Consider the following 21999-nt stretch of genomic DNA (forward strand, 5'->3'; position numbering starts at 1 on the left):
CTGCTGATACTGAGTTCTTTCGTGCATCGCAACACCTTATACGAAACGGGTGTTGCACTTCAGATTTGAGGCTGCCGATCGAATGCCGGCGATCTAGAGAACGGTTTCCCTGGTCGGTGCTTAAAGGGCCACTGCACTCTTTGCAGTTCACAAATAAATCGGCGTATTTACCGCGCTCAAGTTGCGCCTAAATCTTCCTAGCCGGCGCGCCTGCGAAAGCATCAGTCGGGTCTCGACTTCGACGCTCGTCGGTTCTTCAAAACGATCTGTGGCTTGAAACGGCGACGGCCGTTTAGAGGTTTTAAGGCGTGCGCGCCACAACAATCATGGACGCTAGTGTGCTCTCACAATGAGAAACCGCCTCGTGCAGATCGTAAGCCCTGTGCGCCGGTAGCGGATGTCCGTATTTAAATCTCCTGTCGGTGGCCGCGGTCTTCGCTGTTACACGCGCGCATTCCCATGAGCGTGTTCGCGTCTCTTCCACCGGACATACCGATCGTGATCAGCGTATTGCCCATATATCGCCATTTTCAGGCTGCGTAGTACCTGCGACAGCGTCGCGCATCAAGAGCGAGCCGCTTCGGCGCGAAGAAGCGCGCACATCGTAACTCCCCCGCCAACTCTCGCCAAACGGGAGCACCGATCCGACGACGGTCTCCGATGACGCTTAAGTTCGTCCAACTTTTGTCGTAATCCAAATATCAATTTATTTAAACACCCATGAAAAAATTTCGCATCTCCACTCGCCTTTCTATTGGTTTTGTCAGCTTGCTTGTGCTGTTGATCACTATTGCCGGGCTCGCTTTTTACGGTATGTCCTCGATCTACCGGAACCTCAACGACATATCGAGCGTTAATAACACCCAAACCAAGCTAGCCAACGAGATGAAATCGTCAGTGCAGGATCGGGCAATTGCGATTCGCAATCTTGCGCTTTTGACCGATTTCGCTGCAATGTCAAAGGAGGCAGAACGCATTAAACGACAAGAGGCCATATATGCCCGTGCATACCAGGCTCTCGGAAAGACGTTCGCCTCTAACCCTCGCACAACTGCGCGAGAGACGGCGCTGTTTGCGGCAATCAAGGAAGATGAAGCCGCAGCACTCCCGCTGCTAGCCAAGGCCAGTGCCCTCGGTCTGGCGAACGATGCAGATGCCGCGACCAAAGTCCTTCTGCAAGAGGCGAGACCGAAACAGTCCGTATGGCTCAGCCACCTGGCAGAACTTGCTTCTTTCGAAGAAGAACTTAACGAGCAGGCTGCTAACGAAGCCGCCGCGTCGTATAAATCGATCCGCATTGCGATGTGTTCAATCGTCGCCCTTGCTTTGTTGACCGGTTTGGTGGCAGCGATCGTCATCACCCGCAGCATTGTGAAGCAATTGGGCGGGGAACCGGCCGAAGCGCAAGAAATGGCGCGTCAAATCGCCGAAGGCAACTTGACGATGAAGATGGATCTTACGGGACGCGATGCCAGCAGTCTTATGGCATCCCTCGAGGCCATGCGCAGGCAACTTAGCATCGTTGTCGCCGGCATCAAGACTTCCGCCGAATCGATTTCGGTAGCCGCCGGCGAAATCGCACAGGGCAACGTCGACCTGTCGCAACGAACCGAAGAGCAGGCCGCGTCACTGGAAGAAACCGCGTCGAGTATGGAGGAACTTACCTCTACCGTACGGCTGAACACCGAGAACGCTCTTCAGGCGAGCTCTCTTGCGACGTCAGCCTCCGGTACTGCGGCCGAAGGCGGCGAAGTCGTCCAGCGCGTCGTCTCGACAATGCGTGATATCGCGGACAGCTCAACGAAGGTGGCGGAAATCATCTCGGTGATCGAAGGGATCGCGTTTCAAACGAACATTCTTGCGTTGAATGCAGCCGTGGAAGCCGCCCGAGCCGGCGAGCAAGGGCGCGGGTTCGCGGTCGTCGCAGGAGAAGTGCGCACGCTCGCACAGCGCAGCGCGACTGCTGCAAAGGAGATCAAAGACCTGATCAGCAGCTCGGTGGAACATGTGAACACGGGGTCGTCGCTTGTGCACGACGCAGGCAGCACGATGGATGAGTTGGTGCGCTCGGTCAAACGCGTGACCGACATCATGGGCGACATCGCCTCGGCATCCAATGAGCAAAGCACCGGTATCGAACAGGTCAACGTCGCCGTCAGCCAGATGGACGAAGTCACTCAGCAGAATGCCGCTCTTGTCGAGCAAGCAAGCGCCGCGGCACAAGCTATGGCGGAGCAGGCGAACAGCCTTCGCCAGGCGGTCTCCGTCTTCAAGGTGAGCGCGCTTTGATTCCGCAGTGAGACAGTGTGCGCTGACTATGAACCAGCGCTGGTCTTGCGATGGCCCCGATTTCTTGGCTGCCGGTGGCAGCCAAGGTTCGAGCACGGTTCCGCAGCCCACTGGCCGCATCGTGCGGCGCGAACGCCACACCCGACTCAGCTAACTGACACTTCGACCCATCTCGATCGTTCAACGGATCGCGGCGTCAACGGCACGTTTCGGAGTGCCTCAGCTGTTCGCCTGCAACTCGAACAACGCAGCGCAGAAGGAGATCGACGCGTTGTGTTGCCTCGGCGCACCGCCAACCGGCTGATCCAGCCGATGACGAACCGTCTGATTGCCAGAGCGGTCCGCTACTCGATACGCAAGGTCGACCTTAGTACACCTTGAGATGCTGCCGTAACCACACACGGCCTCACGCACTTTATTCTAGCTGGTCGGCAATCGCGAGCGGCACATCTCCGAGCTTAGCCAACCTTGGGATTCACGACCGACACCTTCGGGCCGTTGCTGTCCCAGTCAGCGAAATACCAGTTCTTCTTCCACACCGGGTTCGTGCTGGTGATCGCGCCCGTAACGACGCAGCCATTCAACCGAAGACCCTGGACGTCGAACGAATCGGTCGTGCAGCGGTCGGTATGGTTCGTGATCTGGATGTCGACGTTCTTGGCGACGGGTCCGGGCAAGAAGCCGAGGTACACCAGGATGCCGCCGCCCGCGCAACCCTGAGTCGTCGGGCTGATGATCTTGATGGCCTGAAGCACGGCGTTGTTGTCGTTCGGCTCGATGTCGAGGCCACATGCCGGCGCAGTGCCCGCAATGTTTTCCCAGAGCGGATTGGTGAACGTGATCCCGTTGCCGGACGTGATCGTCGCGCCTTGACGGCGGCAGCCGTTCGCGTGGTGGCCGCTGATCGACACGTTCGAACTGGTCTTGTTCGAGCCGCTCTGGCTATTGCCGATGTAGATGCCGTCGCCCCAGCAGTTGATCGTCGTCGGGTTCGTGATCGTGACGCCGGTGGAGCCGTTGATCGAGATGCCCATGCCCCACTCGCCCGAACCGGCGGAGTTCAGTTCCTTGCTGCCGTCGAGGTACGGTGCTTCGATGTTCACGTTGCTCACGTCCCACACGCGCATCATCTGATAGGAGCCGGTGTTGTGCGAGAGCATCTTGATCGACGCGCCCGGCGCGAAGCGGATATGCGTGTTCGAGCGCAGCGTGAGACCGGTCGTGTCGATGCGGCTCTTGCCGGTGATGAGAAGAATCTGGCCGACCGAGCCGTCGATGGCAGCCTGAAGCGCCGCGCGATCGTTGGACGTGCCATCCCCCTTCACGCCGAATGACTTGTCTTGCAGCACGCCGTTCGTGCTGGTGTTGCTGGTGCCTTGCGAGCCGGTGCTCGCCGCGGTACGCGGGTCTGCGGCGCCCAGGTTCATCCACGGCGAGGTGCCGCTCTTGTACCAGTTGCCCGCTGTGTTCTTGGCGTGAATCACGCCGTTCAAGTAGAGGATCGTGGTGTACGCGGCGGGGGAACCGGTCGCCACCGATGCGCCGTTGCGCGTCGCACGGCCGCCCACGAGCGTCCACACGGCGCCTGAACTATCAGTGATGGATGCTGCCGGCGGAATCACCGTCCCGCTCGATGAGGCGGCCTTTGCTACCGCCGAAGGATCTGCGGCATCGGTACCGACAGCGTCACCGCCGCCGCCACAGGCAGCCAATGTGGCACTTCCTGCACCAGCCATCATGAAGGTCAGGAACTTTCTACGTGAAAAGGGAGCGTCGGTCTTGCTGGTGAGGCTCGAAAAGGAAGTTTCGTCCTGCGTTTGGGGAAAGCGGTTCAACGACACGGCAATTTTTTACGTTTGGTGAAGGAGGCCGAAGTATATGGGCCAAAAAGCGACCGAAAACGTATCTGAAAGTAACAATCGGAAGAAAGCAAAGCTTGGATATGCTCATACCGTAAGGAGGAAAAAACGCCCGCAATCGTTTGCGTATTGAGAAAAGAACGGACGCGTTATTTCGGATGAATGGCGTCTAATCGATAATTTTCTTCCCAAGTAGAGCTATGTAAATCCTTAATTCCGTAAAAATTACTCGCTGAAAACGTGATTTGCTGGCCATCTGGGTGCAAATTCAGACCGTTGCGGCTGGTTCGAAGATGTGAACAATTTCGCGCATCACCTTCACTACCAGGCATCTTTACCTCTTGCAAAGCGCGGTCGGAAAATATTGCCACAACGTGGCGGACCGCGCACTTTGCCTCGGCGCTTCAGACGAAGTGACAGCGGTCCGCGAGCTAGCTGAGTGGATCCCCGGTGGTGCTGAACGACGTGGACGTCGGCCTCGACCTCAGCGTTGGGGATGTACCGGCATCGGGTCGCTGTTCCTGCCGGAGCGCGTGTCTTGTTTAGGCGGCGTTCGCCGGGTGCGAAGGCGCAGGCGAGCGAGAGCACTCCGCCGGTGCTTTTGCCGCAACGCTGGGAACGGAAGATCGATTTGTTGGCGGGCTGGCTGGAATCGTTTGGGCCATCCAGCGGTTCTGAGGAGAAGGCGCTGCTCGAAGCGCGACGCTGATAAAAATCGGAGTCGGGAAACCCCTCGTTGACGCGCGTCGAAGCCAGAACTCAATATTGAAGCGCTTCAACTATGCGCGGACAGCGGCGACCTCTGTCACCAGCAGGTCGGATAGCGCAACATGCGCGCGTCCAAGTGCCACTGCCATGCCTGAAAATTGAAGCGCTTCAAATTCGCCCTACTGCGAATCAAATACTTACAATGGAGACAACGCATGTCCTCGACCTTTCCACGCACCGCCCTTCGCGGCTTACTCGGCGCCTGCCTTGCCTCGCTGAGCGTCGGTGCCGCACATGCGGCTGATCTGAAAATTGGCGCGCTTTTCCCGTTTAGCGGCGGTCTCGCGTTGCTCGGCGAGGAAAGCTATCGCGGCGTGCAGCTTGCCGTCGACGAACGCAATGCCGCAGGCGGCGTGAACGGCGACAAGGTCGTGCTGGTGAAGGCCGATGCCGTCGACGCCAACCAGGCCGTCGGCGAAGCGCGCCGCCTGACCTCGGTCGAGAACGTAACCGCCGTGTTCGGCAGCTACTCGTCGGCGGTGTCGTCGGCCGCGACGCAGGTGACCGAACTCGCCGGCGTGCCTTTCTTCGAACTCGGGGCGACCGCCGACACCATCACGAGCCGCGGCTTCAAGTATCTCTATCGCAGCAACTCGACCACCAAGACCTTCGCGGACAGCACGCTCGAAGCGCTCACCAAGGTCGTCGCCCCGCAACTGAAACTGGACCCGAAGTCGCTTAAGATCGCGATCATCGCCGAAGACGGCCCGTACGGGACGCTCGTCAGCGGCTTTCAGAAGGAAGGTGCGAAGAAGCTCGGCCTGAACGTCGTGCAGGTGCTGCCCTATTCCGCCAAAAGCGTGGACTTGTCCTCGCTGATCCTGCGGCTCAAGGGCGCGGACGTCGACGTTGTCCTGCAAACGGCCTATCAGAACGATGCCATCCTGTTCTTCCGTCAGGCCGCGCAGGCAGGCTTCAAGCCGAAGGCCGTCATCGGCGCGGGCGGCGGCTATTCGCTCTCCGATACGGCCAAGGCCGTCGGTGCGCCGATGAACGGCGTGTACGACATCGACTTCCCGCAAGTCGCCATGAAAGAGAAAGGCGCACCCGGCCTCGACACGTTCACCACCGAATATCAGAAGCACTTCGGCATGGCGCCGCGCTCGGGTCACAGCCTCGTGAACTACGTCGGCGCGAAGGCGTTCCTCGACGTGCTCGCCAACGCGAAGTCCACCGACAAGGACAAGATTCGCGCAGCCGTCCTCGCCTACAAGAAAGCGACCGGCACGACCGCGGCCGGCTGGGGCTTCCAGTTCGCGGACAACGGGCAGAACCAGCTCGCGACCACCAACGTCATGCAGTGGCAAGGCGGCAAGCTCGTGACCGTGTATCCGGAATCGGTTGCTATCGCCAAGCCGGTTGCCGCGCAGTAATTCCGCCGCGATCAAGCCTCATTCCCCTTTCACTCGAACCGCGTGGCGCCGATGCGCCGCGCGGCGTCCGGGAAACGAGCATGTCTATTCTTCTGCAACTTCTCGTCAACGGCCTTTTGCTCGGCGGCGCGTACGCGATCATCAGCATCGGCCTCACGCTGATCTTCGGCGTCGTGCGCGTGGTCAACTTCGCGCACGGCGAACTGCTGATGGTCGGCATGTACGCCGTCTGGCTGCTCGCCGCGAAGCTCGGCTGGCATCCGTATGTATCGGCGGTGCCGGTTGCCGTGCTGTTGTTCGCGCTGGGCGTGCTCATCCAGCGTTTCATCATCCAGCCGCTGCTCTCCGCCGATGCCCACATCCAGATTTTCGCGACCGTCGGCGTATCGACCGCGCTCGTCAATCTCGCACTGATGGTCTTCGGCGCGGACGTGCATCCAGTCGAGGTCACGTTCGGCACCGAGCATTTGCAATTCGGCGACATCAACATCGTGAGCGGGCAACTGTTCACGTTCGCCGCCGCGCTTGCTGTCGCGGGCGGGCTGCATCTGTTCCTGCAGCGCACCTACACGGGACGCGCGTTTCGCGCGGTGGCGCAGCATCGCTACGCGGCCACGCTGATGGGCGTGAACGTAAAAACCACCTACGTGCTTGCGTTCGGCATCGGCGCGGCGCTGGTCGGACTCGCGTCGGGCCTCCTGGTCGCGCAGTATCCGGTGTTCCCGACCGTCGGCCAGTACTTCGTGCTCACCGCGTTCGTCATCGTCGTGCTGGGCGGTCTCGGCAGCCTGCCGGGCGCGCTCGTCGGGTCGATCGTGATCGGGCTCATCGACAGTCTCGCGGGCTACTACATCTCGCCCGACATGAAGGAAGTCGTCTATTTCGCGATCTTCCTCGTGATTCTCGTGGTGCGCCCGACCGGCCTCTTCGGTCTCGGACGCGGCTCCGAATAACGTTCAGCGAGGCAACCGATGTTTCCTAATCTCCTGCATCCGCGCGGCTACATGGGCGCGCTGGCGCTGCTCGCGCTGCTCGCGACGCCGTTCGCGCTGCAATCGCCGTTCGCGTTTCACCTGGCCGTGCTCGTGTGCATCTTCGGCGCGCTCGCGACAGCATGGAATATCGTCGGCGGATTCGCCGGCCAACTGTCGCTCGGGCACGCGGTGTTCTACGGCATCGGCTCGTACACGGCGACGCTCTTCGTGATCCACTTCGGCATCACGCCGTGGCTCGGCATGTTCGCGGGCGCGGTCATATCGGCGGCGGCGGCGGTCGTTATCGCGTATCCCACCTTGCGTTTGCGCGGGCCGTTCTTCGCGCTCGCCACCATCGCCTTCCTTGAAGTGTGCCGCCTGCTCACCGTCCACGAGGAAAGCTGGACGGGCGGCTCCGCGGGCCTGAACGTGCCGCTCAATATCGGCCTGCCGTGGATGGTCTTCCGCGAAAAGTGGGCGTATCTGCTGATCGCCTTCGGCTTCCTGCTGGTGACGTTGTGGGCTGCGTGGCTGATCCGGCGCTCGCGCTTCGGCTTCTATCTGATCGCGGTGCGCGAGCGTGAAGATGCGGCGCGCGCCGTCGGTGTGAACGCGGTGAAGGTGAAGATCGGCGCGGCGGTGATCTCGGCCGTGCTGACGAGCCTCATCGGCTCCTTCCACGCGATGTATCTCACCTTCATCGATCCGTCCGCCGCGTTCTCGCTCGAACTGTCGGTGCAAATCGCGATGTTCGCGCTGATCGGCGGGCTGGGCAGCGTCGCCGGGCCGCTCGCGGGCACCGTGCTCGTGCTGCCGATCGCCGAGCTTGCACGCGGATGGCTCAGCTCGTTCGGCAGCGGCACGCACGGCTTCGTCTACGGCGTCGTGCTGGTGCTCGTCGTGCTGTTCATCCCGCGCGGCCTCGTCGGGCACCTGGGCGGCTACGTGCTGCGTTTCATCGACCGCCTGCCCGGTGCGCGCACGCCGCCGGCGCAACCGGCGAAGTCGATCGCACCTGCCGATGCCCTGCCGCGCGGCACGCCGCTGCTCGTCGCGGAGCATCTGAAGAAGCGCTTCGGCGGTCTCGTCGCCACCGACGACGTGTCCCTCACGCTGCATGCCGGCGAGATTCTCGGCGTGATCGGCCCGAACGGCGCGGGCAAGACGACGGTCTTCAACCAGCTTTCGGGCTTCATCCGGCCCAACGAAGGCATCGTCAAGATTCGCCTCGCCGATGGCCGCTGGACCGAACCGCGCACGCCCGATGCGTTCGCGAAGGATGGCGTCGGCCGCACGTTCCAGATCGCGCAGCCGTTCGCAGGCCTCTCCGTGCTGGAGAACATCATGCTCGGCGCGTTCATGCATACACGGGTGCGCCTCGAAGCCGAATCGATCGCTCGCGAAGTCGCGGAAATCACCGACCTCACCTCGTTGCTCGATACCGAAGCGCGCAGTCTGACCGTCGGCGGCATGAAGCGTCTCGAAGTGGCCCGCGCGCTCGCGACGCGTCCACGCGCCCTTCTGCTCGACGAAGTGATGGCCGGCCTCAATCCCGCCGACATCGCGCGCGCGATCGAGATGGTGCGGCGCATCCGCGACTCGGGCGTCGCCGTGCTGATGATCGAGCACATGATGCAGGCGACGATGGCTCTCTCCGACCGCATCATCGTCATCAATGCCGGGCGCATGCTGAAGGAAGGCAAGCCGTCCGATGTCGTCAACGATCCTCAGGTGATCCAGGCTTATCTCGGCAAGGGGTATCTCGATGCTCAAGCTGCATAACGTATCGGCCGGCTACGGCAAGAGCGAAGTTCTGCGCGGCGTCTCGCTCGACGTGCAGGAAGGCGAGATCGTCACGCTCGTCGGCGCGAACGGCGCGGGCAAGACCACGACGCTCAAGACGCTGTGCGGCATCGTCGCTGCGCGCGGCGGGAGCATCACGTTCGAGGGGAAGGAGCTCGTCGGCAAGACGGCGCACGAGATCGTCGCGATGGGCGTCACGATGGTTCCCGAAGGCCGTCAGCTTTTCCCTTTCCTGAGCGTCGAAGAGAATCTGCTGATGGGCGCGTTCCGTCACGCCGCACGCGGCGCACGGCGCGAACGCATGGACGAAGTGCTCGAACTCTTTCCGCGCGTGCGCGAGCGGCTGACGCAGCTCGCCGGTTCGCTGTCGGGCGGCGAGCAGCAGATGGTCGCCATCGCGCGCGGCATGATGTCCGCGCCGAGACTGCTCATCTTCGACGAGCCGTCGCTCGGTCTTTCGCCCTTGCTCGTCGAACAGATGTTCGAGGTGGTCGGCACGGTCGCGGCCCGAGGCGTGACGGTGCTGCTCGTCGAACAGAACGTGTTTCACACGCTGAAGCTCGCGAACCGCGGCTACGTGCTGGAAAACGGCGCCATCGCGCTGACCGGAACCGGCGCAGAATTGCTCGACAGTCCCCACGTGCGGCGCGCCTATCTCGGTCATTGATCGAATGGCCGACGCATCGCATCCTGAACTCACGGAGAACCACTCATGCAGACCGAAGTGAAGCCCGCAGTCAAACCCGATGAACAGGTCATCGCCTATCAATTGCCGCAAGCGCCGTACATGTCGAAGGATCTCGTGCACGGCGGCGTGATGACCGACTGGCTCGAAGACGACAACCTGTGGGTGCCCGCGACCGAAACCGTGTCGTTCAAGCCGCTCATTCTCAGCGCGAGCCAGGGCTATTACGTGAACCTGCTGCGCGTGCGCCGCAGCGGCGTGATCTCGCGGCATCGTCATAGCGGAGCGGTTCATGCGATGGTGCTGAAGGGCCGCTGGTACTACCTCGAACACGACTGGGTCGCGGAACAAGGCGGCTACGCGTTCGAGCCCGCCGGCGAAACGCACACGCTTTTCGTGCCTGAAGACGTGCCCGAGATGATCACGTGGTTCCACGTGACGGGCGGCTACACGTATGTGGATCCGCAAGGCGTCGCGCAGGGCTATGAGGACGTCTTCACGAAAATCGAAGCGGCCCGCAAACACTATGCGTCGATCGGTCTGCCGGCCGATTACATCGAATCGATCATCCGTTGAACGCCATGACATCCACTCTTCCTGCATCGATGCAATACATCGATCACGGCGCGGGCGGCGCTCCCGATTGCATGCGGCTCGCGCAAGGACCGCTGCCCTCGCCCGGCGCCGACGACGTGCTGATCGAAGTCGCCTACGCGGGCGTCAACCGCCCGGACGTGCTGCAACGTTCCGGTTCGTATCCGCCGCCGCCGGGCGCGTCGCCGCATCTGGGGCTCGAAGTGTCGGGCCGCGTCGTCGCGACGGGCGCGCGGGTGACGCAGTGGGGCGTGGGCGATGAAGTTTGCGCGCTGGTTCCGGGCGGCGGCTACGCGCAATACTGCATCACCGATGCGTCGCATTGCCTGCCGGTGCCGAAAGGTTTCACGCTGTTGCAGGCCGCCGCCTTGCCCGAGACCTACTTGACCGTATGGACGAACGTGTTCGAGCGCGGCCGGCTGCAAGCGGGCGAGACCTTCCTCGTGCATGGCGGATCGAGCGGCATCGGGCTGACCGCGATTCAGCTCGCGCACGCGTTCGGCGCGCGCGTGTTCACGACCGTCGGCAATGCGGAGAAGGCAGCGGCGTGCCGTGACGCGGGCGCGGATCACGTCATCAACTATCGCGACGAGGATTTCGTCGAGGCCGTCGCGAACCTCACCGATGGCCGGGGCGTCGACATCATCCTCGACATGGTCGGCGGCGACTATATCCCGCGCAACATCCGCGCGCTCGCGCTCGAAGGCCGGCTTGTGCAGATCGCGTTTCTGGAAGGCAGCCGCATCGAACTGGACGCCATGCCGATCATGCTGCGCCGTCTCACGTTCACCGGATCGACCTTGCGTGCGCGCAGCGTCGAGCAGAAGGCGGCCATCGCCCAGGCGCTGCACGCGCAGGTGTGGCCGCTCCTCGAAGCGGGCCGCGCCCTTCCGGTGATTCATCGCGTGCTGCCTTTCACCGACGTGCAGGGTGCGCACGAACTGATGGAATCGAGCCGGCACATCGGCAAAATCATGCTGAAAGTGGGAGACCGATAACGTGCGGCACGACAAGCGTGTGGTTCTGGTAACGGGCGGCAGCGGCGGCATTGGCGAGGCGCTCGTCGAGCGTTATGCGCGCGACGGCGCCGCAGTCGGCATCGTCGACGTCAACGAAGAAACGGGGGCGGCGCTGGCACGGCGCCTCGCCGATGCGGGCCTGCGCGTGCATTTCGCGCGCGCCGACGTCGGCGACTTCACCGAGTGCGAGGCCGCGTGCCGTTCGATCGAAGCGGCGCTCGGACCGATCGATACGCTCGTCAACAACGCGGGCATCTCGCCGAAACACGCGGGCAAGCCGATGCCGGTCTGGCAGATGACGCCCGAAGAATGGCGCCGCGTCATGGACGTCAACGTGAACAGCGTCTTCAACTTCTGCCGCATTCTTGCGCCGGGCATGGTCGAGCGGCGCTTTGGCCGCATCGTGTCGATGTCGTCGGTGGCGGGCAAGGCCTATCTCGACATCGTCGCCGCGCACTACAGCACGACGAAGGCCGCGCTGATCGGCATGACGCGGCATCTCGCGGGCGAACTCGGCCCGCATGGCATCACGGTGAACGCGATCGCGCCGGGGCGCATCGACACGCCGCTCGTGCGCGGCGTCGCGCGCGAGGCCAATGAGAAAGTGGCGCGCGAAACGCCGTTGCGACGTTTGGGCGCGCCGGACGAGGTCGCATCGACGTGCCTCTTCCTCACGTCCGATGACGCGGCGTTCGTCACGGGCCAGGTGATCGACGTGGCCGGCGGATGGCTGATGACATGACGACGCACGCGCCATTGCGAACCATCGGCTTTCCCGGGCGATACACGCAAGGACCTGGCGCATTGGCATCTCTCGGACCGACGCTCGCGGACCTCGGCGCGCGCCGCGCATTCGTGCTCGTCGATGGGGCGGTGGCCGTTCGCGTGTCGGCGGACGTCGTGCAATCGCTCGAAGCCGCGGGCGTTGCGCCGCATCTGGCCGCGTTTCCGGGCGAATGCACGGCGGCCGTCATCGCGAAGCTGTCCGGCGATGCGCGCGAGCGGCATGCCGATGGGGTCGTGGCGATCGGCGGCGGCAAGACCATCGACACGGCGAAGGGCGTTGCGCGGGCGCTGGACGCGCCGATCGTCATCGCGCCATCGGCCGCTTCGAGCGATGCGCCGACGAGCCGGCTCATCATCCTGTATGACGAAGCGCATCGCGTCGCGGGCATCGAGATGTTGCCGCGCAATCCGGATGCGGTGATCGTCGATACGGCGTTGATCGCCGCCGCGCCCGCGCGCCTGTTCGCGGCCGGCATCGGCGATGCGTTGAGCAAGAAGTTCGAAGCGGCGCAGTGTCAGCGTGCTGCCGGCCTGAATTCATACGGCACGCCGCCGCTGCCGGGCGCGCTGCTGCTCACCCGTGCGACGCTCGCGATCCTGCTCGAAGACGGCGCGCGCGCCTATGCGGATGTCGGGCGAGGCGAACTCACCGATGCCGTCGAACGCGTGGTCGAAGCGACCGTGCTGTTGAGCGGCGTCGGCTTCGAGAGCGGCGGCTTGTCGCTCGCGCACGCGCTGATCCGCGGTCTCACGGCGATCCCCGCGATGGCCTCCATGATGCACGGCGAACTGGTCGCCTTCGGCACGCTTGTACAATTGTTCGTCGAAGATTCATCGCCCGAAGAGATCGAACCGTTGGCCACGCTCATGACCGCAGTCGGATTGCCGCTCACGCTCACGCAACTGGGGCAGCATGCCCCGCTCACCCCGGCGCAACAAGCGCTCATCGCCGAGGCCACGCTCGCCACGCGCTATAGCCGGCACATGACGCCGCCGTTGACGGCGCAGCGGCTGATCGACGGCATCGCTCGCGCCGATGCCTACGGACGCACACGCAGCGCGTCATGAAGCCGACCCGCGCCACGCTCGCCGATGTTGCGCGGCTCGCCGGCGTCTCGCTCGGCAGCGCGTCGCGCGCCTTGTCCGTGCCGGACCAGGTCAAGCCGCAGACGCTCTCGAGCGTGCAACGCGCGGTCGAACAGCTCGGCTACGTGCGAAACGGCGCGGCGCAGGCGCTGGCGTCGCGCAAGACGCGCACCGTCGCGGCCATCTATCCGACGCTCAACAATCCCATCTACGCCGATTCCATCCAGTCCTTGCAGCAGACGTTGTGGGGCTACGGGTATCAGTTGCTCATCGCGAGTCACGAATATAGGCCGGCGCGCGAACTGGAAGTGCTGCGCGCGATCCTCGAACGCGGCGTCGATGGCCTCGTGCTCGTCGGCACCGATCATCCGCCCGAAGTCATCGAGCTGACGCGCCAATACGACTTGCCCTATGTGCTGACGTGGTCGGTCGACGAAACGCAGTATCCGCATTGTGTCGGCTTCTCGAACTTCGAGGCCGCTTATCGCCTGGCGCGGCGCATCGTCGAATTCGGGCATCGGCGCGTGGCCATGTGCGGCGGCTCGACAGCGGGCAACGAGCGAGTGCGCGCACGGCAGGCCGGCACGCGCGCCGCGCTGAGAGAAGCCGGCCTCGACCTGAGACCCGACTGGATCGTCGAAGCGCCGTTCACGTTCGAAGGCGGTCGGCAGGCGCTGCGCGAATTGTGGGACAGCGAAGAGCGTCCGAGCGTCGTGATTTGCGGCACGGACCTGCAGGCCATCGGTCTGCTCGACGAATGCCGGGCGAAGAACATTCGCGTGCCCGAGGACCTCTCGGTGACGGGCTTCGACGATATCGAGCAGGCCCGGCTCACGCAGCCGCCCCTTACGACGGTGCGCGTGCCGTCGCTCGAAATCGGCGCCCGTGCGGCGCGGCATCTGATGGCGCTGATCGACGGCAGAAACGGTGAGGATGAGATCGTGCTGGACGCGCCGGTTGTCGAACGGGACACGCTTTCGAGGCCGCTGGGCCGGCAAGCCGGAAGCTGACCGGCGCATTGCCCTGGAGCGCGCGCGTCGTCACGTCGTCGCATCCTCGGCGCGGCGATGCACGGTCGACGGGCCAGGGATCGGTTCGATGCGCCCGGGCACGAAACGGATCGGAAAAAGTCCCGATGAGCGTGCCGTCCAGGTCCCACAGAATTGCCTTGATCGAAGCCTGATTATTCTTAGTTGTGCATGCGCTGCGAACGCGTGTGCATGGAGCGCGTCGAGATGGTGGTGGAACTGCTATGCCTGCACGGAAAGCCCCTCGGTGGGCCGGACGTCTCTTGATGAAGAGCAACGGTCATTTCGATCCGCTGGACGGTGGTTTCGACGCCGAAACACGGATCCTGATCGAAAGGCCGGGCCCGATGACGCCGCAACCAGCACGCGTATGAGTTCCGGGTTCATTCCGCGGCATTGGCGTCCGACCGGAGATGCTTGCATGGAGTGCATTCGGTCCGTGCAGCTTCGTTTATTCAAGGTATGCGCAATGAATAGAGTCGCGCTGCAGGCATGTGTCCGCAGCACGACTCATCTCACGATTACGCGAGAAACGCCAACCCGATGCGTGCGCCGCCGGTCGGATCAGCAGAAACCGCCGTGATCGGCGTCGACTTCAATCAAGCAACCGCGTAACGTTCGAGCCAATGCGCGTAAGGCGCCGGCAGCGTCCACGACGGTCGTTCGATACCCAGTTTCTTCGCCGCATGGTACGGCCAGTGCGGATCAGCCAGATGCGCGCGCCCGACCATCACCAGGTCCAACTGACCGTTCTTGACGGAGCGGTCGGCCAGTTCCGGCGTATCGATGCCCCACGCCGAAGAGACGGCAATGCCAGCCTCGCGGCGCACACGCTCCGCGATCGGCGCAAGAAACGCCGGCGCCCACGGGATGGCCGCCTTCGGCGTGGAAAAGCCCACGCTGACACTGAGCATATCCAGCCCTTCGCGCTTGAAGTTCTTCGCCAGTTCTATCGACTCAGCGAGGGTTTCCTCGTCGCGTCCGTCGTACTCGATCACGCCGAATCGCGCCGTCAACGGGAGATGCTCGGGCCATACCTTGCGTACGGCGGCCAGCGTTTCCAGCAGGAAGCGGCTGCGGTTCTCGAGGCTGCCGCCGTATGCGTCGTCGCGTTGATTGGAATGCGTGGAAAAGAAGCTCTGGCCGAGATAGCCGTGCGCGAAGTGCAACTCGAGCCATTCGAAGCCGGCCTCGAGCGCGCGCCTGGCCGCCGCGACGAAGTCTTCGCGAACGCGTGCGATGTCGTCGAGCGTCATCGCCTTGGGCACTTTCGACAGGCCACCGCCGAAGGCGATCGCCGATGGGGCGAGGGTCGCCCAGCCCCGGGGATCGCTGTCGGCGATGTGGTCGTCACCTTCCCACGGTCGGTTTGCGCTGGCTTTGCGGCCCGCGTGACCGATCTGAATGCCCGGCACGGCGCCCGCTGCCTTGATCGATGCGACCACGGGCGCAAATGCCTGCGCCTGCTCGTCGGTCCAGATACCCGCACAGCCCGGTGTAATCCGGCCCTCGGGCGACACAGCCGTTGCCTCGACGATCACCAGCCCCGCGCCCCCGCGCGCCAGACCGGCCAGGTGCACGCGGTGCCAGTCGTTGATCAGACCGTCTTCGGCGGTGTACTGGCACATCGGCGGAATGGCGATGCGGTTGCGTAGGGAAACGTCCTTGAGCTTGTAGGGCTGAAATAATGCGGACATCAGGCTAAACTCCTCTGGATAAGGCTTGTACGTTAGTTCGATGAATATCGAACTATTGAGTATGGCAGAAACCTCTACCCTTTGCACAATGCGCACTTATTCCCATCCTGGCGCCGAGGACTTCACGCTTGCGCGGCTCTTCCACGCGCTGAGCGACCCGGTGCGCCTTGAGATCGTCCGCCGACTTGCAACGGTCGACGAAGCCACCTGCGGCGACCTCGACGGTGGACGCCCCAAGTCGAGCGTCTCCCATCATTTCCGGATCCTGCGCGAAGCTGGTCTGGTGCGCACGCGCGTTGCCGGCACCGTGCATCAGAATTCATTGCGGCGCGCCGAACTGGATGCCCGCTTTCCGGGCCTGATGGCGGCGGTCATTAGGCAGATTGCCGAAGAACCCGCGTTGAGTGAATCGGCGTGAAAGTCGGCTGAAGGCCGGTGGAAAGCTGGACGCCAGCGCGACGGTGCACACCCTGAAAGCCGTAGCGGCGAACCCTTTCCCGAGGCAGCGGTGTCAGCACCAGACGGCGCGTCATAGAGCGTCAGCCTGATCAATCTTCGCTGTACAGAATAAGGGGTGCTCGCTCCGGTATTCACGAGGTGGTGAGATCGAATCCTTCAGTTCCGGCGGCGCGAAGCTTACTGTCCTCCATACTGGACCGTCAGAACGTTCTTCACCGACGAGACGCCATCCACGGTTTTCGCGATAGCGGCGGCCTTGTCGATCTGGGTCTGATCGGCGGCGTGCCCGCTGAGCGTGATTACACCGCTTTTCGCGATCACGCTGATGCCGTTCGTCTGAACGCCGCCTTTCTGAAGCGCCTGGGACACTTTCCGGCTCAGCGCTCTATTGGCTGTACGAATCTGCTTCTTCGACATTCCCGCACTCGCCGTCGGCGCGCCTGAGGACGCGGCGGTCGTGCCGGCCTTTTGCGACCAAACGTTGACGGAAAATACGGTCGCCAGGGCGATCGCGGCAAGTCTGAGCACATTGATCGTCTTCATCGCTTAGCTCCAGGTTCGCTTGAATCTCATTGAGGGGCACGCTGAATTCTAGGCGGCCATGCGTGACTTCCAAGAGATACTTCAATCTTGAGGATAACCAAGCTCAATTCCGGCCCAATGCGTCGTTTCAGAATGTTCGTGCTACTTGTTGGTTCGCAGGGCGCGAACGCCGAGCGCAGAAGGCAAGCATCCTTCGTCGGCATGTCGGCATGTCGGCTTGGCGCGTTGATCGGTTATGTGAAGAGCCGCCCGGCAAGCGTTGGCAAGATCCGGGTACCTGCTGGTCCGAGGCGCGTGGGGTCGCGAAAAAGGAAGCTCGTGGTCTGGTCCTGTTTCATCCATGGGACCGCATTTAACTCATCCCTGCTCGGCAGGGCTTTCGGATCAAGCACAGGCTTTCGACGCGTAAGGGACGCTCGATCGTTCGGAAACCTGCCCTCTGCATGACCGGAGACGGCCGATTGCTGTCCGTGGCGGGCGACCGGCCGAACGCGACCGATCCCGGCCGTTCGGCTCATGGCCTTGTGAATGGCTGCAATCGGAAGTGAAACCGTCACCGAGTATGGAAAAAATTGATCGGCCCAGTGTGTATCGCATCAAGTTGCCCCAATGCGTTCGGTCCACGGCATCTAACAGCGGTTTGCCCCGTCGATAGTTGCTCTCATCTGTGAGCTTGATAAGAGGCCTGGGCCTGGCATGGAGGCCATGGTGACTCGTGTGATGCGCGCGAGCCTCCTTGAGCTTGAATGCCCCGCAGGAAGGATCAGGCAGATTCATGCTCGCGAATCACCGCTCGTTGGCTCGCCCGGCAATCACGGGCGTTGGGTCGCGCTGACCGCTGTCACGGTGGCGCGATCTGTGACGCTGCCCATGCAGTGGCCGTCGATCGAGCGGGCGTCGTGTGAGGGGGCGAACCGCGCGGTTAGCGTCGATAGAGTTGGCGTAAGGAACGCAAGCTATTGCTGTAGTTGCCATCTCAGAATCGGGTGCGTGGTGTTCGGCAATATCACCCAGGTCCCGCCAGCGCCGAAATCCCACGTCGGGCCGAAGCTGGCCGCTACGCTCATCTGCACGGTCGTGAGGCCATTGGCCGTGCTCACGGGTGTCCCCATTCCGACTCCGGACGCTTGTCCCGTTTTATCGCGGTCCCAGAAAACGTCGGCGGCGATCTTGCCGGCGTTATATTCTGCGATACCGCCCCTGTAGAACGGCAGCGGGAACGTATTGACAGGGCCGCTTGCGAACGACTGCTCGATCGTACCGCTGTTGGAGTCGACCAATCCGCCCTGACCACTAAAGGCCGATACCGATGCCGTCGAATAGGATCGACTGATCAACCCCGAGTTGCTGGCTGCCAGTCCGCCCGCCGACGAACGCGAACCGCCACCGGCGCTACCTGTCGCGAACGATTGCAAAATGGTCCCGCTGTTATTACCGACGAGGCCGCCGGAGCCGCCAGACCCTGAGACCGCGACATTGCTGCCCGCGCGATAGATCACGCCGGAATTCGTCCCTATCAATCCGGCCGAAGGTCCGCTTGCCACATCCATCACGATACCGTCAGCATAGACGTTCGACACGAGCCCGGACGACCGGGCAGCGAGCCCGCCTACCGGGACGAAGTACACGGTTATGCGCTCGTTGGCGAGCTTGAGATTGCGCACGACGCCCGTGTTGCCGATGGCCGAAAAAAGCCCCGCTCCAGACCCATCGGGGACGAAAGCCTGGGAGAAAATTCCCACATTAGCAATGGTGTGCCCGTGACCGTCTAGCTGCCCCGTGAGGCCATTCGCAGTGCCAGTGCCAATCGGCTGAAAGTCGTTTGCGGCGGGACTCGCATCGATGTCGCGGCCCAGCGCGTATGTGCCATCAAGCCGCTGCGAAATCTTGTTGAGGTCGGCCAATGTGTTGACAAGCACGTAGTCCGTAAACTGGCTTCGGATGCCACTATATGCCGGAGCGGCCCACGCGGGATTGCTCCTCGTGTATCCGGCTACAGATTGCCCGTTGCCGTCGTGATAGCTCGACACGAGGCCCAAGCTCTTCGACCAGTCGATCGTGCCGAGATTCGCGACGCCGCCTCCGTTGTTCTGCCCGCCCATGTCAGCGCGCAGAATCAGATTGGCCGTCCCGCTATTGGCGAGCGTCGCCATTGGACCGACCGTGACTGAACCCGCGGCGTTGAGCGTGAGCGATGCGTTGCCCGCCCAGCGCATCGTCTGCTCCATCACGATGTCGCCTCGGGAGGCGACGAGCGTTAACGACGTGCCCTGCTCCAACTGCCTAAGCAGCGCAGCCGTCGTCAACGGGCCGACGTTGAACACCGGCGCATTCAGATTCCAGTTCGCCGCGTGAACATCGGCATTGTCGAGATGCAGAGCCGCGCCCTTGGTGTCGACGGTTCCACCGCCAACCGGATTCGTTGCCTCGTGTTACGTCGCAGGCTGAACGAGACTCGGCATCGCGAGATATTCGAGGCGAGACGACGCTGTTTGTCGCGGGCTGATCGGGCAGAATGCGTGTCCGATCGAACGCGAGACGCAGCGAAGGTAAATTTGCGCGTCGTCGCGCATTTGATGGGCAGCACAACGAACGCGGCCCCGGTTGTCGAGACCGGGGCCGTGTCATTAGAAAGGGGCGTCGATGCGATGAGCAGGAGGCGGTTCGCGTGGCGGCACAGCCCACGGTTCATTGCAACGACGGATCTGTTCGCCATACGCAGCGCTGAACCACAGGAGCCAGTCACATAGGAGTTGCTGGATCTGCGCGGCGGCCTCGTCGCTCATTTCGGGCAATGGCGGCGGACGGGACATGATCTTTGGCGCCGCGCGCGACACCTTGGCGTGTTTGTGGCGCCGGGTCATCGGAACTCCTCAATGGCTTGTTGTAGCAGCTCGTCGGGTAGATGATTCAGACCCCGGGGCACGGCCAGCTGCATCGCGGTGCGCAGGATTCGCCCGGCGTGTCGCGGCAGACCACGTGAAGCCTGCCGTAGCAGCTCAAGCCCGGAGTCGGCCAGCAACGTATGCGTGCAGCCGGCGCTCTTTAGGGCGTGCGTGATCAACTGCGCGAAACGCTCGCGCTCGATGACGGGCTTCAATTGCACGCGCGCCTGGATACGTCCGTACAGCGCGGCATAGGGCGCACGTTCGAGCGTGGTGGCCAGATTTGGATGCGCGGCCAGCCACACGGTGAGAAGGTTGCGCGAATCGAAGGCGAAGTTCAGGAACGACGGGAAGTCGCGGAAGAACTCAATGGGCAGGTTCTGCGCCTCGTCGATGATCCATACCACCAGCAACTGCTTGCCCTCGACGAGCTCCGTGATGCGCTGCTTCAGCTCGCGCCACAGGTCGGCACGCCGGTAGCTGGGTTCCAATCCGAGCGCTCGTGCAAGCGATCGGTACAGGTCGATGCGGCCGAACTCCGTTTCGGCGAGGTAAATAACGAGATAGCGATGCGGATTGAGGCTACGAGCGAGATGGCGTAGTGCTGCGGTCTTGCCCACGCCCGGTTCGCCCGTCAGCAGGCCGATACCGGGACTGGTGAGCAGCCACTGGAAGCGCTCGGTGAGCTGGGCAAGCGCGCCATCGTCCCACAGGTCCGTCGAATCCTTGTCCAGCGGCGCGCAGCGCAGGCCGAAGTGTTGTCGGTACATGGTCAGCCCTCTGTGCGGTAATGACGCTGATGCACGAGCTCGAGCAGGTTCGGCCCTGATGCCGCGGCATGGGTGGCAGGCTGCGCCAGTGGGCGCTGCCGCCGGCGCGTGCAGTTGGCCACGGTATCCAGTTCCGTGGCGGCGCCCAGCGCCTTCCCGGCCTGGCTCTCGACGCGCAGAACGGTGCCGGCGTGCGGATCGACCACAACCACGACCGTCTGTCCGGCAAGCTCGTACGGGACCTCAAAGCGTTTGCCGTCGAACGACACGGTGCCATCACGACGCACATGGCGCGAGATGCGATGCAGGAACAGTTCATCCAGCCGCGCAGCCAGTGTGCCGAGCTGCCGGATGCGTGGCAGGTCCTGCTGGTAGCGTGAGAGTGGCGTGTGCTCGCCAAGTGCACCGTGTTTGCGGCGATGGTAGACCTGTTCGATCCACGCCCATAGCCGGGCGTTCAGGTCCGCCATGTCACGGATATGCGTCGCGTCGAGTTCGGCAAGGAACTGTTCGCGTAACGTGCGGTGCCAGCGCTCGAGCTTGCCCTTGCTGGTCGGCTGGTACGGCCGGCAATGCACGAGCCGGATTGACAGTTGCGCGCAGATGCCCTGCAGCGTTGAGGCACGATAGGCTGCGCCGTTGTCGACGACGAGCGTCTTCGGCACGCCGCGTCTGAGCAGCGCCTGCTTGAGCACGCCTTCAATGTCGAGCGCCGTCTCCGAGGTGCAGAACGCGCTATGGGCGATCAGCCGCGAGGCGTCGTCCATCAGCGACACGAGGTACGTCTTTGTACGCTTGCCGCCGAAGGACAGCGTCGGGCCGTGCAGCACATCGCCGTACCAGATCGAACCGGCATACTCGGCCTCGAAGCTGCGTTTCTCCTCAGGCACGACATCGGGACCGGCAATGCGTGAGATGCCGTGCGCCTTGAGCAGACGATGCACCGCGCAGCGCGAGAGCGTGTCGCGCGGAATCGCGCCGGCGGCCTCCAGCAGCAGCCGGATCTGGCGGATCGAACGGCGCGGGTTCTCGCGTTTGGCCGCGAGCACGGCGCCCTGTATGACTTCAGGCAGCTTCGAGCGGCCCACATCAGTACGGGCGTGATCGGCGAGTCCCGTCAGACCATCACGTCGCCATGCGTAGTACCACTTGAGCAGCGTCTTCTCGCTGATATGACGCCGGCGCGAGCCGGGAATGGCGTATTCCTGCTGCGCGAGCTGTTGGACGATCTGCTGCAGCTCGCCGTGGCCCAGCCGTTCGCGGCTGACGAGCGGACCGAGCACCGACAGGCGAAACAGGGCCTTTGAAGCGCACCGGGAACCTCGGAGACCGTTTTGCTGGAGTTAAGCAGCCATCGGCACTCCAGCGAGTTGCTCATAGT

At 63.0% G+C, this 21999-nt stretch carries 18 protein-coding genes; 11 read left to right on the forward strand and 7 right to left on the reverse strand.

Annotated elements, in window-relative coordinates:
* The first annotated feature begins 720 nt into the window (after positions 1-720).
* On the forward strand, positions 721-2289 hold the full coding sequence (locus tag AB6804_RS28945) for a methyl-accepting chemotaxis protein (RefSeq protein ID WP_370889378.1): 1569 nt from the start codon (positions 721-723) through the stop codon (positions 2287-2289).
* A 458-nt stretch (positions 2290-2747) separates the two neighbouring features.
* On the opposite strand, the gene AB6804_RS28950 is transcribed toward AB6804_RS28945, so the two are convergent.
* Entirely contained in the window at positions 2748-3911 is a 1164-nt protein-coding gene (locus tag AB6804_RS28950) for a hypothetical protein (RefSeq protein ID WP_370889379.1), read from the reverse strand.
* A gap of 1160 nt (positions 3912-5071) precedes the next feature.
* Between AB6804_RS28950 and AB6804_RS28955 the strand changes: the two genes are divergently transcribed.
* From AB6804_RS28955 to AB6804_RS28995, 9 genes are all read left to right on the forward strand, one after another.
* Positions 5072-6289 carry an ABC transporter substrate-binding protein gene (locus AB6804_RS28955; protein ID WP_370889380.1) on the forward strand — a complete coding sequence of 406 codons (1218 nt, stop codon included), beginning with the start codon at positions 5072-5074 and terminating at the stop codon, positions 6287-6289.
* Between the two features lie 80 nt (positions 6290-6369).
* Positions 6370-7242 carry a branched-chain amino acid ABC transporter permease gene (locus AB6804_RS28960; RefSeq protein ID WP_370889381.1) on the forward strand — a complete coding sequence of 291 codons (873 nt, stop codon included), beginning with the start codon at positions 6370-6372 and terminating at the stop codon, positions 7240-7242.
* An 18-nt stretch (positions 7243-7260) separates the two neighbouring features.
* The gene (locus AB6804_RS28965; protein WP_370889382.1) at positions 7261-9045 is read left to right on the forward strand and encodes a branched-chain amino acid ABC transporter ATP-binding protein/permease; all 1785 of its coding nucleotides are present in this window, start codon (positions 7261-7263) and stop codon (positions 9043-9045) included.
* Positions 9029-9733, forward strand: coding sequence for an ABC transporter ATP-binding protein (locus AB6804_RS28970; RefSeq protein WP_188885351.1), 705 nt, complete (start codon positions 9029-9031; stop codon positions 9731-9733). The genes AB6804_RS28965 and AB6804_RS28970 overlap by 17 nt, the downstream gene beginning before the upstream one ends.
* Positions 9734-9778: 45 nt before the next feature.
* Entirely contained in the window at positions 9779-10327 is a 549-nt protein-coding gene (locus AB6804_RS28975; protein WP_035969837.1) for a 2,4'-dihydroxyacetophenone dioxygenase family protein, read from the forward strand.
* Between the two features lie 5 nt (positions 10328-10332).
* Positions 10333-11343: an NAD(P)H-quinone oxidoreductase gene (locus tag AB6804_RS28980; RefSeq protein ID WP_370889383.1), complete on the forward strand. Its 1011-nt coding sequence runs from the start codon at positions 10333-10335 to the stop codon at positions 11341-11343.
* Between the two features lie 19 nt (positions 11344-11362).
* Positions 11363-12106 carry an SDR family oxidoreductase gene (locus tag AB6804_RS28985; protein ID WP_370889384.1) on the forward strand — a complete coding sequence of 248 codons (744 nt, stop codon included), beginning with the start codon at positions 11363-11365 and terminating at the stop codon, positions 12104-12106.
* The gene (locus tag AB6804_RS28990) at positions 12103-13218 is read left to right on the forward strand and encodes a glycerol dehydrogenase (protein ID WP_370889385.1); all 1116 of its coding nucleotides are present in this window, start codon (positions 12103-12105) and stop codon (positions 13216-13218) included. Before AB6804_RS28985 ends, AB6804_RS28990 begins: the two co-directional genes overlap by 4 nt.
* Entirely contained in the window at positions 13215-14246 is a 1032-nt protein-coding gene (locus tag AB6804_RS28995; protein WP_370889386.1) for a LacI family DNA-binding transcriptional regulator, read from the forward strand. Before AB6804_RS28990 ends, AB6804_RS28995 begins: the two co-directional genes overlap by 4 nt.
* 617 nt (positions 14247-14863) lie before the next feature.
* On the opposite strand, the gene AB6804_RS29000 is transcribed toward AB6804_RS28995, so the two are convergent.
* On the reverse strand, positions 14864-15961 hold the full coding sequence (locus tag AB6804_RS29000; RefSeq protein ID WP_370889391.1) for an NADH:flavin oxidoreductase/NADH oxidase: 1098 nt from the start codon (positions 15959-15961) through the stop codon (positions 14864-14866).
* Positions 15962-16049: 88 nt separating this feature from the next.
* Between AB6804_RS29000 and AB6804_RS29005 the strand changes: the two genes are divergently transcribed.
* On the forward strand, positions 16050-16379 hold the full coding sequence (locus AB6804_RS29005; RefSeq protein ID WP_370889387.1) for an ArsR/SmtB family transcription factor: 330 nt from the start codon (positions 16050-16052) through the stop codon (positions 16377-16379).
* 218 nt (positions 16380-16597) lie between these two features.
* On the opposite strand, the gene AB6804_RS29010 is transcribed toward AB6804_RS29005, so the two are convergent.
* From AB6804_RS29010 to AB6804_RS29030, 5 genes are all read right to left on the reverse strand, one after another.
* The gene (locus AB6804_RS29010) at positions 16598-16963 is read right to left on the reverse strand and encodes a BON domain-containing protein (protein ID WP_370889388.1); all 366 of its coding nucleotides are present in this window, start codon (positions 16961-16963) and stop codon (positions 16598-16600) included.
* Positions 16964-17919: 956 nt separating this feature from the next.
* Positions 17920-19287 carry a hypothetical protein gene (locus AB6804_RS29015; RefSeq protein ID WP_370889389.1) on the reverse strand — a complete coding sequence of 456 codons (1368 nt, stop codon included), beginning with the start codon at positions 19285-19287 and terminating at the stop codon, positions 17920-17922.
* Between the two features lie 303 nt (positions 19288-19590).
* The gene (locus AB6804_RS29020) at positions 19591-19827 is read right to left on the reverse strand and encodes a hypothetical protein (RefSeq protein ID WP_008344718.1); all 237 of its coding nucleotides are present in this window, start codon (positions 19825-19827) and stop codon (positions 19591-19593) included.
* Positions 19824-20618 (reverse strand): ExeA family protein, encoded by a 795-nt coding sequence (locus AB6804_RS29025; protein ID WP_008344716.1) that lies wholly within the window; start codon positions 20616-20618, stop codon positions 19824-19826. The genes AB6804_RS29020 and AB6804_RS29025 overlap by 4 nt, the downstream gene beginning before the upstream one ends.
* Before the next feature lie 2 nt (positions 20619-20620).
* Positions 20621-21901, reverse strand: a complete 1281-nt coding sequence (locus tag AB6804_RS29030) for a DDE-type integrase/transposase/recombinase (RefSeq protein WP_370889390.1) — start codon at positions 21899-21901, stop codon at positions 20621-20623.
* Positions 21902-21999: the final 98 nt, after the last annotated feature.

Origin of the sequence: Caballeronia sp. RCC_10 (assembly GCF_041360715.1) — a bacterium.
Classification (GTDB): domain Bacteria; phylum Pseudomonadota; class Gammaproteobacteria; order Burkholderiales; family Burkholderiaceae; genus Caballeronia; species Caballeronia grimmiae.